Below are 13,157 nucleotides of genomic sequence, written 5' to 3'. Positions count from 1 at the left end.
ATGTTGCCAGGAAGATGCCTTCCCGACCGCGCCTTACCATCACCCGAAGGAAAGGGTTTGCGGCGCGAGTGTGATCAATTTGCCCTTGCGCGTCATCGTGGTCGGCGCAAGCCTGGATTGGTGGCATAAGACCGGAACGCCCTTCCACGACCGGGACCGAGGCTTCTGCGCGGACACTAGGTATCAGATTCTATTCACTATATGCCTGGTTAGCAGACGGCCGCGCGGGTCGAACTATGCCCGCGCGGCCGTTCAAGAAGAGGTGGTTCAGGGCGGTTGGGAGGGAACCGCCTAGCCCTGCCGCCTCTTCATTCCGCTGCAATTTTCTCAATGTCGTTTGCCTGAACGATACGCTCGAGCAGCGTCATTTCTTCAGGGCTGAGATCAATGAGTGGCGGGCGGACGGGGCCTGGTTCCCGACCAAGCACCCGAAGGCCGGCTTTGATAATCGAAACCGCGTAACCTCTCTTCCGATTGCGCAGCGCGACAAAGGGAAAGAAGAAGTCTTTCAGGATTTCGTCGATGACAGGCTGATTGCCTGAACGAAGAGCCTGATAGAAACGCTGGGCGAGTGCGGGCACGAAATTGAAGACGGCAGACGAATAGGTGGTGACCCCGGCCGCAAAATAGGCTTGCGCATAGACCTCATGCGTCGGCATGCCGCCGACATAGACAAGACGGTCTTGGAGTTTCGTGGTGATCTCGATCACCTTGTCGACATCGCCCACGCCGTCCTTGAAGCCGATGAGGTTAGGGCATTCATCGCAAATCCTAGCGATGCTATCGGCCGTCAACACCGCGTTGTCACGATTATAAACGATGACGCCGATGCCGACCGATTTGCAGACCGCTTTGACATGGCTGACGAGGCCGTCCTGCTCGCTGAACATCAGGTAGGGCGGCAACAGCAATAGACCGTCTGCGCCGGCTTTTTCCGCGGCTTTTGCAATGTCGATCGCAAGCGAGGTACCGTATCCGGTGCCGGAAATGATTGGCGTCTTTCCGGCCGACACTTTTGCGGCCGTCACGACGGCAGGAATTTCCTGCGGATTGAGCGAAAAGAATTCCCCTGTGCCGCCGGCGGCAAAAAGAGCGGCTGCCTCATAGCCGGCCAACCATTCAATGTGCTTGCGGTAGGCGTCCTCGTCGAATTTGAGTTCCTGATCAAAATGCGTGACGGGAAAGGAGAGCAGCCCGCTGCCCACTGCTCTCTTGAGGTCAATTGGATCCATTGTTCATTCCTGTTCGGGTTTCTTGATGAAAAGGATGTGGCCTGGCTTAAATCGACTGGGTCTCAAGCGCTTCGACGAGCGCTGCGATATAGCCGTAGCAGAAGGCGAAAGCGACGCCGGACGGATCCCTGCCGCTGATGGTCGGGACATGGTCGGGCATCAGCATGTATTGGTAGCCGACCTCCTTGTAGATCCGCGCCGAGCGGACCATGTCCATGTCGCCTTCGTCGGGGAAGGTCTCCATGAAGGACAGTTTTCCGCCCTTGATGTTGCGGAAGTGAACGTTGAAGATTTTTCCGCGTGTGCCGAACCAGCGGATAATGTCGTCGATTTCCTCACGCGGGTTCTCAAGCATCTCACCGATCGATCCTTGGCAGAAGTTCAGTCCGTGATAGGGGCTTTGGCGCATGGTCACGAACTTCTTCAGGCCCTCGACCGTTCCAAGGACACGGGTGACGCCGCGATAGCCGGGCGGCGTGTAAGGATCGTGCGGATGGCAGGCAAGCCGCACGCGGTTGCTTTCGGCAACCGGCACCACACGCTCGAGGAAATAGTCGATCCTCTCCCAGTTTTCCTCCTCGGAAAGCTTGCCTGCGAGGCCCGGCACCGCCTCCTGATCGGTCTTCTCCCAGCGAAAGGCCTCGTTCATCGAGCCGCCGCGGCCAGGCTCCATCGGCGTGCGCGGAATGCCGATCAGGTTGAGGTTGTATTTCGCCGAGGGGATGCCGGCAGCCGCCATATCCTCGATGAGCTTGCAGACGGCATCGATCTGGCGATCCCGGTTCGGCCCGGCGAGAAGAATGTCAGGGTAAGACGCGTTCTCGATCGGCCGCGAGGGGAGGGGCAACTGGATCATATCGAGAATCAATCCGAAGCTTTCGATCTTGTCGCGGTGGCGCTTAAGGTCATCAAGCGTCCAACTCGCGGGCGATCCAGCCGGGTCGGAGCAGATGTGCGTCAGTCCGAGCTGTGCGAAAACGCGGAAATCGTCATCATCCCGAACCGCGACCTGAGTTCCAGCATACATGTTTTGAACACCTCTCCCGAATACAGCAATGTCATATGACATAATATGAATTTCCGAGGGTGTCGAGGGGTCTTATTGCTGTTCGGCCAACATGCGGTAGCGCCGCTGGCTCCCTAGCAGGTGCGCTCGCATCGCCTGCCGCGCCCGCTCCGGCTCCTGATCTGCAATAGCGTCGAGGATCTCGACGTGCTCCGCATGGACCTTGTTCAGATAGGCGCGATCATTGGCCTCGGGCAGCGTCGGGAACTGCCCTCTGGGGATGGCGCGAGGGCCGAAATGCCGCAAAACGTCAACATAGAAGCGGTTATTGGTCGCGGCCGCGATTGCCATATGAAACTCATAATCCGCTTCGACCGTGGGAGCGCCATCTTCGATCATCTGCGCCATTTTGCGGTTGGCCGTGCGGATCGCAGCCTCCTGTTCGGCCGTTCTTCTATAGGCGGCAATGGCTGCCGCTTCACCTTCTGTGGCCATGCGAAACTCAAGCAATTCAAGGGTTTCCGGGATACTCTTAACTTCAACTGGCGTTAAGGAAAATGCCTTTTGTGCATGCGGATTGCTGACGAACACGCCCTTTCCCTGGATCGGCCGGACATAGCCGGCCGAGCGAAGATCGGCGATGGCTTCGCGAACAACCGTGCGGCTTACGCCGAAAGTCCTCTCCAGTTGCGGCTCGGTGGGCAACTGATCGCCCTCTTTGAGCTTTCCCGTTTCGATCTGATCGCGCATTTGATCGATCAACTGCTGTGCAAGTCGCTCCCGGGTCCGTCGCATTCTGTTGTTCCAACCCCTCACAGTGTCTGTCGCAAATGCCCAAAGGCGGCCCTTGCCAACCAGTGGGAAGTTCTATAAATCATAATACGACATACCGATGACATAATATGTCTTCTATAGTAGACCAGGGAGGAATTGAAATGAAGCCTTTTCGTAAGGAGCTCTTCGTTGGAGCCGCCATTAGCTTTCTGGCGCTGACTGCGTCTGCCGCCTTCGCTGAAACGCCGAAGGACCAGCTCGTCATCGGCACGTCGCTTGCCCAGGTGCTGTCGCTTGATCCGCAGCAGGCGACGGAAGGCAAGGCCAATGAAATCATGTGTAACCTCTACGACCGGCTGGTCTTGGCAACGCCGGAGGGAAAGATCGCTCCGCAACTGGCGGAGAGCTGGGCGATCGATGACAAAGGGATCACGTTCAAGCTCCGGGAGGCGGCGTTTGCCTCCGGAAATCCGGTGACGTCCAGGGATGTGGTTTTTTCGCTGACGCGTCTCCTCAAGATGAACCAGGCGGCTGCGGCCAACCTGAAGCGGGTCGGCTACAATGCCGACAATGTCGAAAAGCTGGTGACGGCGCCCGATGAACATACCGTGCGAATTGATCTTTCGGGCGAGGTTACGCCGGAATTGCTTCTTTATCGCCTCGCCATGGTGACCACGAGCATTGTCGACAGCGTCGAGGTTGAGAAGCACGTCAAGGATAACGACTATGGCAACGCGTGGCTGCGCACGAACTCTGCCGGTTCGGGGCCGTTTACGCTCAATCGCTGGACTCCCAACGAGATCGTCATCCTGGACGTCAACAAGGATTATGTCGGCGGTGAGCCGAAGATGCGGCGCGTCGTTGTCCGACATGTTCCCGAAAGCCAGGTCGAGCGGCTGATGCTGGAGCGCGGCGACATCGATATTGCAAGCGCATTGAGTGCATCTGACCTTGCGACCTTCCAGGACAAGCAGGGATTCAAGATCCAGCGCATACCGACCGGCGGGTTCTACGTGCTGTCCATGAATGCCGGCAACCAATACCTGGCAAATCCGAAAGTCCGCGAGGCGATTGCCTACGGTATCGACTATGCCGGCATCGAAAAGACGATCATGGGGCCCTACGGCAGAGTGCGTACGGTGCCGGTGCCGGAGAATTACGAGTACGCGATTCCAAGCCCCGACTGGCATCTCGACATCGAAAAGGCCAAGTCGCTGCTGGCGGAGGCCGGGTTCAAGGATGGCTTTTCGCTGAGCCTGAAGACGATCGCGCAGACGCCGCGTATCGATCTTGCAACGGCCATCCAGGCCTCGTTTGCGCAGATCGGCATCAAGGTCAATATCCAGCAGGGTAACGGATCGGAGATCATCGCGGCCCATCGTGCCCGCGATTTCGACCTCTTGATCCCGCAAACGGGCGCCTACATGCCGAACGTGCTTGGCTCCATGGAGCAGTTCTCCAGCAACCCGGACAATTCGAAGGAGGCGAACAACGCCGGCAATTTCGTTTGGCGCTCGGCCTGGGATATCCCGGAGCTGACGAAGCTGACCGCAAAGGCTTCGCTTGAGCCGGACGCCAAGAAGCGCGGCGAGATCTATGTCGAGATGCAGAAGATGTTTGTCGACCTCAAGCCGGCGGTGCTGCCGCTCTTCGAGCGCTATGAGCCGATTGTTCAAAACGCGCGCGTCCAGAACTACATCGGCCACCCGAACATGACGACACGTCTCGAAGGTGTGACCAAGGCCGAAACCGAGTAACCGAGCCAGGCAGCCGATCATGAAGGAATTATCCGCAAACGAGCTTGGAAAGCGCGTCCTCCAACTCATCATCAGTCTGTTCATACTGCTTTGCGTAACCTTCGTGATCGGCCGGGTCATGCCCGCCGACCCGGTGGGCGCAGTGGTCGGCGAGCTTGCCGACCCTGCCGCCTACGCGGCGATGCGCACGCGCCTGGGGCTTGATCTGCCGCTTTATCAGCAGTTCTTCATTTATCTGGCGAGCCTGCTGCAGGGTGATTTCGGAACGGCAATCCTGACGGGCAATCCCGTTTCGAAGGATCTGGCTCAGGCATTTCCGGCAACGTTCGAGCTTGCCACGCTGGCGGTCATCATCTCGACATTTATCGGCGTGCCGCTTGGACTTGCGGCAGCGCTTTTTCGCGACAGCTGGATCGACAAGACGGCGCGGGTCGTCGCCCTTGTCGGCCACTCGATACCGGTCTTCTGGTTCGGTATCGTCGGGCTGGTGATTTTCTATGCCGGGCTTAACTGGGTCGGCGGTCCGGGCAGGGTCGATGTCTACTACGAGGGTATCGTAACGCCGCGGACCGGTTTGATGTTGGTGGACAGCCTGCTTGAAGGCGAGCCCGAAATTTTCTGGAATGCGCTCTCGCACATCATTCTGCCAGCCATCATCCTTGCTTACGCCGCGATGGCATATATCACCCGCATGACCCGCAGCTTTACGCTGGAACAGCTTAACCAGGACTACGTCATTGCAGCGCGTGCCAAAGGGGTCGGGCCCGCGAACACGGTGATCGGTCATGTGCTGCCGAACATTGCCGTGCAACTGATTACCGTCCTTGCGATCTCCTATGGAAATCTTCTGGAAGGCGCCGTCGTGACCGAGATCGTCTTCTCATGGCCGGGGATTGGACAATATATGACAAATGCGCTGATGATTGGCGACATGAATGCCATCCTGGCCGCGACGATCATCGTTGGCTTCATCTTCATGTTCTTGAATTTTGCAGCCGACATTGCCTATGCGCTGCTTGATCCGCGCACCCGGGAGGCCACGCAATGACCGATGTGCTTCACTCCGAAAGCGAGGTTAAGCGGCCGGGATTTTCGGCCCGCGTTGCCGCCTCGCTTGCTCGCGCCGGACATAAACTGGCCGACGAGCCGCTTGGACTGGTAGGCTTCCTCATTCTTGCCGCGCTGTGCATCGTCGCAATCATTGCCCCGGCGCTCGCCCCTTATGATCCGAACGTCCAGATGCTGGGTGATGCCCTCCAGCCGCCCAGCCTCGCACATCTTGCGGGAACCGACGAATTCGGGCGCGACATCTTCAGCCGCCTTGTCTACGGGACAAGGATCACCATCCAGACAGTTCTCTCGATATCGGTGATTGTCGGCCCTGTGGGCCTGCTCATCGGCATCGTTGCAGGATTCTTCGGCGGCCGCACGGACGCGATCCTGATGCGCGCAACCGATATTGTCCTCTCATTTCCGTCGCTGATCCTGGCACTTGCTTTTGCCGCAGCCCTTGGCGCGGGGTTGAACACGGCGATCATCGCAATCTCGCTCACGGCCTGGCCGCCGATCGCGCGCCTTGCCCGAGCCGAAGCGCTTGTCGTCCGCAATACCGACTACGTCGCCGCAGCGCATCTCTATGGGGCTTCTTCGTTGAGGATACTGCTTCTCTACATCGCACCCATGTGCGTTCCATCGGTGATCGTGCGCCTGACGCTCAACATGGCAGGCATCATCCTGACGGCGGCATCGCTCGGGTTCCTGGGCCTTGGCGCCCAGCCGCCGGCGCCCGAATGGGGCGCGATGATATCAAGCGGCCGCAAGTTCATGCTCGATTACTGGTGGGTTGCCGTCATGCCGGGTATTGCCATTCTGTTTACGAGCCTTGCCTTCAACATCGCCGGCGACACGCTTCGCGACATCCTGGATCCGCGCCATGCAAGATCGTGAAACCTCAGCCATCCTTTCCGTCCGTAATCTGACCGTTCGCTTTGGGCGCAGCTTAATACCGGCCGTAAGAGAGGTCAGCTTTGATCTGGGGCGGGAACGGCTTGGAATCGTGGGCGAATCCGGTTCCGGAAAATCGACGGCCGGCCGGGCGATCATGCGCCTTCTTTCTCCGAGCGCGGAGATCTCGGCGGACCGTTTCGAACTTGCCGGCAGCCCGCTGCTTGAAAAGACCGAACGGCAGATGGGTGCGCTCCGAGGCAAGGAGATGGCATTGATCATGCAAGATCCGCGCTATTCGCTGAACCCGGTGCTGACGATCGGCAGGCAGGTGGCGGAGGCAGCAAGGCTTCATCTCGGGCTCGGCCGTGCTCAAGCGCTCGAAAGCGCGAGAAGAATGCTCCAGCGCGTCAGGATCAGCGACGCAGACCGTGTCATGGCGCTCTACCCGCACCAGATATCCGGCGGCATGGGTCAGCGGGTGATGATTGCGATGATGCTGCTCGCCAAGCCGAAGCTGGTCATTGCCGACGAGCCCACTTCGGCGCTCGATGTCAGTGTCAGGAGGGACGTCCTCGTTTTGCTCGACGAGCTGGTGCGGGAGAATAATTCCGGTCTCATCCTCATCAGCCATGATATTCGCATGGTCGCGGCTTTCTGCGAGCGGATCCTGGTCATGTATGCGGGCCGTGTTGTCGAAACGCTGACCAGGCTCGACGACGCCCAGCATCCCTATACGCGCGGCCTGATCGCAGCACTTCCCGATCCCCGCAATCCTGTCCGCCGGCTGAAGGTGCTGGACAGGAAGGCACTCGAAACGGAGGCGGCAGAGTGATCAGGATCAGCAATCTCGATGTTGTCTATGGCGCGGGCAAGACGCACAACCATGTCGTCAAAAAGGTGAGCTTTGAAGTCGGCAAGGGTGAAACGCTCGGTATCGTCGGCGAATCCGGCTGCGGCAAATCAACAGTCCTACGATCCTTGGCCGGCATCGAGCAGGGCTGGACGGGTTCGATTGAACTCGACGGCAGAGTCATCGGAAAGATCCGGTTGCGCGATGAGCTGAAGACCGCACAAATGGTGTTTCAGGACCCCTATGGCTCGCTTCATCCACGTCATCGCATCGGGACGGCCCTTGCCGAGCCGCTCCGGTCGATGGGACGCCGCGATGGCTGGTCTGCCGTTCCCAAGGCTCTTCGGCAGGTGGGACTGCCGGAAGATTTTGCTAACCGATTTCCCCATGAACTGTCGGGCGGCCAACGTCAGCGCGTTGCTATTGCACGAGCTCTCATCCTTTCGCCACCGATCCTGCTGCTCGACGAGCCGACCTCGGCACTCGACGTCTCCGTTCAGGCCGAGATCCTCAATCTCCTTGCAGACAAGCGCGACGAGCAGGGGCTGACCTATGTGCTCGTCAGCCACGATCTCGCCGTGATCGCGCACATGTGCGACAGGGTGCTTGTCATGAAAGAGGGCGCTTTCGTCGATGAGCTGACGAAAGCCGATCTAGAATCAGGCGTCACGCATGCCGACTATTCGCGCGATCTTTTTGAGGCAAGTTTTCTTTGATCTATGCGATGCATGGAGGCTTGCCGGTACGAATTCCCTGGAATGTTCGATGCCGTTATGAACGCCGGACGAGGTAGCTGTCCGGTCGCGCTATTTTGGCGATCACAGTTGATGTGGCTGAAAATGAGGGCTCTATCGTAAACGCTTGAATTTGGCGACGGGGCAATTTCGCGGATTCTCGCTTCGCCAAACACCACTATCGCCCTCCTGCTTCATCGAATCGGTTGTGTTTCAGATCATTGATCCGAACCATCATGCTGACGGTGCTTCGGGATCAATGCGCATGGACGTCGCGCGTGCCCGTCGCACCGTCGCGTTCGGCAGTACAAAATGGCAAGATCGTCGTACGGCGCGCAAGGTTTGTCCGCTCCAACTTGGCCTGCTGGCTAGTGCGTGTGGCGCAGCAAATAGTCGAGCTCTTTCTCTTTTCGAACACCAAATTTGAAGAGGTCGACGAGCTCTCTTGCAGCCACCTTGGCTTTTGGACTCGTGATGTCTAGCCCTCGTTCCTGACACCAGCGTTCAAGAACGTGTTCCAGCAATACCAGGCCTTCCGAGGTGACGACCGTCGTTTCAAATGCGAAGTGATGTGACACTTTTTTTCTCCATCGGTGCGTAAACGAAGAGGATACTCTCGAAATCAACCGGTGTTGCTGTTTGTCCGAAATGGTACGGTCTGACGACGGATGCTCGAACCAAAGCACATCGTCGCGCTTGGGACACTATACGCTCTGATGGGACGCTGTTGACGCCCAGCACTTCGGCCGCACTGGAGACAGCTCCATTCTTGCTAACCGCGCGTATGATGCGAAGATCGTCCCAAGAGAGCTTAGCAATAGGATCGGTCATGGTGCCCTTTCACTCAAATCGCCGTTGGGTGCCGTCGACGACCCGCAATTGCGACGGCGCACATTGGGCAATTCCTGATCCTGCAACCGCAAGACCTGTCGGGTGTGACAACGGTGAAGTCGCCCAATTTGAACCGAATTAGGCGACGGGACTGCGGGCAGAGCCCATCGCTGATGTCCAGTTGATGCGCGCGATCAGCGCACGCTGTCCGCCCAGAGCAACCGGCGCGGCTTAAAGCCGAGCTTTGCCTTGGCCCGGGCGTTGGACGCTCCCGTCAGTCTCGTGTGATAGAAGACAGCTTCCTCGCCGGCGACCGCCAACGCGTCCGGCACGCTCATTCGAGGCGGCTCGGGTGCGTAGACCCAGCGGGCGAATGCCGGCATCCATTCGGACACGGGCAGGGGATCATCATCCACGACATTGTACGTTCCGGGTTCAGCGGTGATCGCCGCGACGGTCGCCGCCACCGCGTCGTCTATATGGACGAAGGACCAGACCGCCGCGCCATCGCCGATGATCGCCGCCTTCCCGTTTCGAAGCTGATCGGCGATCGCGCCGTCCGGACGATACCAGGTGCCTGGACCGTAGAAGAAACCATAACGCAGCACGATACCCTGTAGCGCCGTCGAGCCCAAGACTTCCTCTTCATAGGCGCGGATCACGCGCGTGCTCTCGCCGATCGGGCCGGGGGCATCATCGCGGAGTTGGGCCGTCTCGTCAGCGAGTTGCTCCGACGGAGCTTCGAGAAAGAAGCCACGCGATTGCATGATATAGCGAGCGACACCCAACTCCTCCGCCGCAGCGAGCAGATTGGCGCCACCTTCTTTATGGAGCTGCGTGTCCTTTGGCATGGCCTTGATGATGTCGGCGGGATCCGCAGGCAGGTATGTAAGCTGGTCGATGACCACATCCGGCGCGGTACCCGCAATCGCATCGTGGACCGCCTGGCGGTCGAAGGCATCGGCGGTGGAGGCGGAAGCACCAACTTCCCGCAGGCGATCGACACCCGGTCCGCGCCGCGTCATTCCCGTAACCTCGTGACCCAGCGTACGCAGGGCGCGTACCAGAGGAAGGCCCACCGCACCGGTGGCGCCAGCTACAAAGATTTTCATAAGAAGAACTCCTTCGAAGGGTGAGCGTCACGATGCGGTGCGCTTCAGTTACTTTGCGATTGCCGCCTGGGGCGTGTTACGGAAGCTTATCGCCATGCGGTTGAAGGCGTTCATCAAGCTGATCGCGATTGTGAGGTCGACCAGTTCCTTCTCGCCGAAAACCTCGCGTGCCGCCTGGTATGTTTCATCCGGCACGCCGGTTTGGGCCACACGCGTTACTGTCTCAGCCCAGGCCAAAGCAGCGCGCTCGGTCTCGCTGAAGAGGTTGCCGCCTTCCTCCCACGCCTGAACCAAGGCAAGCTTCTCGATCGGCACGCCCTTCTTCGTGAGATCGCGGGTGTGCATATCGAGGCAATAGGCGCAGTTGTTGATCTGCGAGACGCGCAGATAGACAAGCTCCACCAGCTCAGCGGGCAGGCCGCTCTGCATGACATATCCATAGACCCCACCGAGGGCCTTGGCGCCGTTTGGAGCGATCTGATTATAGTCGAGTCGTTTGGTCACGTTGTTCTTCCTTTCAAGGTTATTTGACGGGCGTGGTCAGCGCTTTTTCATTAGTGTCGAGGACAAAGACAGCGAGCAGCTTCGCCGGCTCGGTCTTGCTCGCATTGCGGCTGATCGAATGGAGCGCGTTCGGCGGTTCGGACCAGCTCTCGCCTGCCCGATAGATGCGTGTCTCGCCGTCATTCACCTTCGACTCGATCGCGCCCGAGATCACATAGGCGTAGATGAACGACGACTTCGCGTGGGTGTGGGATGGTGAGGCCGCGCCCGGTGCGTAGTCGACTTCCACGGCGATCAGCGACTTGCCAGGGATATTGGGAATGGCCGCCTCGAAGTTCATCGCGACGGTTTCGGCTTCGCCATCATGGGCGGAGACGGGGACGGCCATCGAGAAGGCGACGAAGGTAGCGGTGATGATGGTTCGGATCTTCATGGGCTTTCTCCTCTTGCCGCACGGATGATGCCCGTGTGATGGGCTGGGAAGAAGATGCCCTTCCGTAGGGCCAAAAAAAAGCACCAAGAATGCAAAAGAATGCTGTACTACGATGGGATGACGAAGCCCCTGAACCTGAACGTCGACCGTTCTGCCAAGAAGCCGCTCGCCGAGCAGATCCGAAGCGGAATTGCGTCCGCGATCGAAAGCGGCGTGCTCGAGCCCGGCGCCCGTTTGCCCTCCTGGCAGGACCTTGCCGCCCAGCTCGGCGTCGCGCGGGGTACTGTGCGGACAGCCTATGAGAAGCTGGACGCAGCCCAATTGATCATTGCGTCCCGCGCGGCCGGAACCCGAGTCGCCCCGCGACCTCGCCCAGTGGTGAAGAGCGAGCAGCCGCCACATCCTGGATCGTTCCTGGAGATTTATCAGGAGATGACCCAGGGGCCCGCCTTCTTCCAGATGGGCGTCCCGGCAACGGAGACCTTTCCGGCAACGCTGTTCGCGCGCATCCGCGCAAATGCAATCCGTGTTGAAGCGAGCGCGGCCCCCAACTATCCGGATCCGCGCGGCGAGCTCGAGCTAAGGCGAGAGATAGCAGGCTACCTCGCCGTCGCCCGCGGCATCGACTGCTCACCGTCGCAGATCATCGTCACCGGCGGATATGCCGCCGGGCTGGGGCTCGCGCTTCGGGTGCTCGGCGTTGAAGGGCAGAAAGCCTGGATGGAAGATCCGGGCTTTCCGTTTACCCGCAAGGGCCTCGAACTCGCGCGACTCTCTCTCTCGCCAATCCCTGTCGATGCTGATGGCATCGACATCGACCATGGACTGCGCCACGCCCCCGACGCAAAATTGGTGGTCGTGACGCCCGGGCAGCAGGCGCCGCTCGGATCGACATTATCACTCGAACGGCGTCTCCGATTGCTCGGCTGGGCCGCCGCAAGCGGGGCTTGGGTCATAGAGGACGACTATCTGAGTGAACTGCAGCTGGCAGGCCGGGCTGCGCCGGCGCTGGCATCGCTCGATCGCGCCGGACGGGTCATTCATATAGGCTCGTTCAGCAAGACGATCAGCCCCACACTTCGCCTCGGATTTATCGTTGCGCCGATCGACCTGATGGCTCGCTTTGCCGAGGTTGCAGCGTGTCTCGCCCCACCCCCGGGGCCTTCGGTGCAGCTCGCGACCGCGGAATTCATGAGGGAAGGCCATTATCTGCGTCACCTCCGCCGTTTGAAGCGCGCTTATGTCGCTAAACAGGAAGATTTGCTGGCTGAGCTTCAGCCCCACTTTGGCGCCGATGACCTCGTGGCGACGGGCTTGGCCGTCCTGCTACGACTGCCCAATGGCGCCGCGGATCTCACCATTGCGCGCGAACTACTGGCTTTCGGCATGTTTCCGGTTCCTCTCTCTGCCTGGTATGCCTCTGCGGAGCGCAGCCGGTCGGGACTCTTGTTGGGTGTTGCGACATCACCTACAAAGGTACTCGCAAGATCCTGCGACCGCTTGGTCGATATCATCCGGCGGTTCAGCTGAATCCCTGATGCGCGCGGAAGGGGCGAGCCAGCGCCAAATTGGTCGAAGCACAGTTCGGGAAAGCCCATCCGGCTCTGCGTGCAAACATGCCGGATTAAGCATCGACGATCGACGTCTGCATGCATGCCCCTGAATTTCAGAAGTTCGCCGGTGGCGCCGCTGTCGCGCAGCAGTATGGTGACGCTTTGAAAGCTGTTCACCCTCTTGGCCGCGAACCGACCTTTCCAGTGACCGAGCAATCCCTTCGGCTCCGCGCGCCTAGAGCCGCGACTGCCGATCGAGGGTGACCCGCCGCGATGGGTGATGCGCGGATCGAGGTGAAGCGGCATCATGTTGAAAACTGTACCAAGGCCGACCCGGCTTACCGAGCCGGTCCGGCATCCGCCGGCGCTTGCGGAACATATGAAGAACGTCCTATGGTCGTTCCGATGAAGGAACGGCTGGGCT

At 59.4% G+C, this 13,157-nt stretch carries 14 protein-coding genes; 7 read left to right on the top strand and 7 right to left on the bottom strand.

All coding sequences use genetic code 11. The features are described from left to right. On the top strand, positions 1 to 295 hold a 295-nt coding region (locus BN1800_RS42060; RefSeq protein WP_210191317.1), incomplete at its 5' end, for a hypothetical protein. Positions 296 to 308: 13 nt separating this feature from the next. On the opposite strand, the gene kdgD is transcribed toward BN1800_RS42060, so the two are convergent. The 3 genes from kdgD to BN1800_RS37570 all read right to left on the bottom strand — a co-directional run bounded on the left by kdgD (position 309) and on the right by BN1800_RS37570 (position 3,033). Further along, positions 309 to 1,232 (bottom strand): 5-dehydro-4-deoxyglucarate dehydratase, encoded by a 924-nt coding sequence (kdgD, locus tag BN1800_RS37580; protein ID WP_027510316.1) that lies wholly within the window; start codon positions 1,230 to 1,232, stop codon positions 309 to 311. A 46-nt stretch (positions 1,233 to 1,278) separates the two neighbouring features. Then, positions 1,279 to 2,259, bottom strand: coding sequence for a mannonate dehydratase (locus BN1800_RS37575; protein ID WP_087005725.1), 981 nt, complete (start codon positions 2,257 to 2,259; stop codon positions 1,279 to 1,281). Positions 2,260 to 2,331: 72 nt separating this feature from the next. Beyond that, positions 2,332 to 3,033 (bottom strand): FadR/GntR family transcriptional regulator, encoded by a 702-nt coding sequence (locus tag BN1800_RS37570; RefSeq protein ID WP_087005722.1) that lies wholly within the window; start codon positions 3,031 to 3,033, stop codon positions 2,332 to 2,334. 140 nt (positions 3,034 to 3,173) lie between these two features. On the opposite strand from BN1800_RS37570, the gene BN1800_RS37565 reads away from it, so the two are divergent. Genes BN1800_RS37565 through BN1800_RS37545 form a run of 5 tightly spaced genes read left to right on the top strand, consistent with a single transcriptional unit; the run spans position 3,174 to position 8,282 of the window. Further along, complete coding sequence (locus BN1800_RS37565) at positions 3,174 to 4,769, top strand: ABC transporter substrate-binding protein (protein WP_087005719.1); 1,596 nt, start codon at positions 3,174 to 3,176, stop codon at positions 4,767 to 4,769. Between the two features lie 19 nt (positions 4,770 to 4,788). Further along, positions 4,789 to 5,817: an ABC transporter permease gene (locus BN1800_RS37560; RefSeq protein WP_027510312.1), complete on the top strand. Its 1,029-nt coding sequence runs from the start codon at positions 4,789 to 4,791 to the stop codon at positions 5,815 to 5,817. Then, complete coding sequence (locus BN1800_RS37555; protein ID WP_027510311.1) at positions 5,814 to 6,716, top strand: ABC transporter permease; 903 nt, start codon at positions 5,814 to 5,816, stop codon at positions 6,714 to 6,716. Before BN1800_RS37560 ends, BN1800_RS37555 begins: the two co-directional genes overlap by 4 nt. Then, entirely contained in the window at positions 6,703 to 7,548 is an 846-nt protein-coding gene (locus tag BN1800_RS37550; RefSeq protein WP_087005715.1) for an ABC transporter ATP-binding protein, read from the top strand. Before BN1800_RS37555 ends, BN1800_RS37550 begins: the two co-directional genes overlap by 14 nt. Continuing rightward, positions 7,545 to 8,282 (top strand): ABC transporter ATP-binding protein, encoded by a 738-nt coding sequence (locus tag BN1800_RS37545; protein ID WP_087005712.1) that lies wholly within the window; start codon positions 7,545 to 7,547, stop codon positions 8,280 to 8,282. Before BN1800_RS37550 ends, BN1800_RS37545 begins: the two co-directional genes overlap by 4 nt. Before the next feature lie 386 nt (positions 8,283 to 8,668). Here the strand turns inward: BN1800_RS37545 and BN1800_RS37540 are convergent, their stop codons facing one another. From BN1800_RS37540 to BN1800_RS37525, 4 genes are all read right to left on the bottom strand, one after another. Continuing rightward, complete coding sequence (locus tag BN1800_RS37540) at positions 8,669 to 8,878, bottom strand: hypothetical protein (protein WP_027510308.1); 210 nt, start codon at positions 8,876 to 8,878, stop codon at positions 8,669 to 8,671. A 447-nt stretch (positions 8,879 to 9,325) separates the two neighbouring features. After that, complete coding sequence (locus tag BN1800_RS37535) at positions 9,326 to 10,243, bottom strand: NAD-dependent epimerase/dehydratase family protein (protein WP_087005709.1); 918 nt, start codon at positions 10,241 to 10,243, stop codon at positions 9,326 to 9,328. A gap of 48 nt (positions 10,244 to 10,291) precedes the next feature. Beyond that, the gene (locus tag BN1800_RS37530) at positions 10,292 to 10,747 is read right to left on the bottom strand and encodes a carboxymuconolactone decarboxylase family protein (RefSeq protein ID WP_087005706.1); all 456 of its coding nucleotides are present in this window, start codon (positions 10,745 to 10,747) and stop codon (positions 10,292 to 10,294) included. A 19-nt stretch (positions 10,748 to 10,766) separates the two neighbouring features. Next, complete coding sequence (locus tag BN1800_RS37525) at positions 10,767 to 11,180, bottom strand: cupin domain-containing protein (RefSeq protein ID WP_087005703.1); 414 nt, start codon at positions 11,178 to 11,180, stop codon at positions 10,767 to 10,769. A gap of 117 nt (positions 11,181 to 11,297) precedes the next feature. Here BN1800_RS37525 and pdxR point away from each other — a divergent pair, with 117 nt between their 5' ends. Then, entirely contained in the window at positions 11,298 to 12,710 is a 1,413-nt protein-coding gene (gene pdxR, locus BN1800_RS37520) for a MocR-like pyridoxine biosynthesis transcription factor PdxR (RefSeq protein ID WP_087005731.1), read from the top strand. The last annotated feature ends 447 nt before the right edge of the window (positions 12,711 to 13,157 follow it).

It is taken from the genome of Rhizobium sullae (assembly GCF_900169785.1).
GTDB lineage: Bacteria > Pseudomonadota > Alphaproteobacteria > Rhizobiales > Rhizobiaceae > Rhizobium > Rhizobium sullae.
This window is presented reverse-complemented; position numbering and strand designations above follow the sequence as displayed.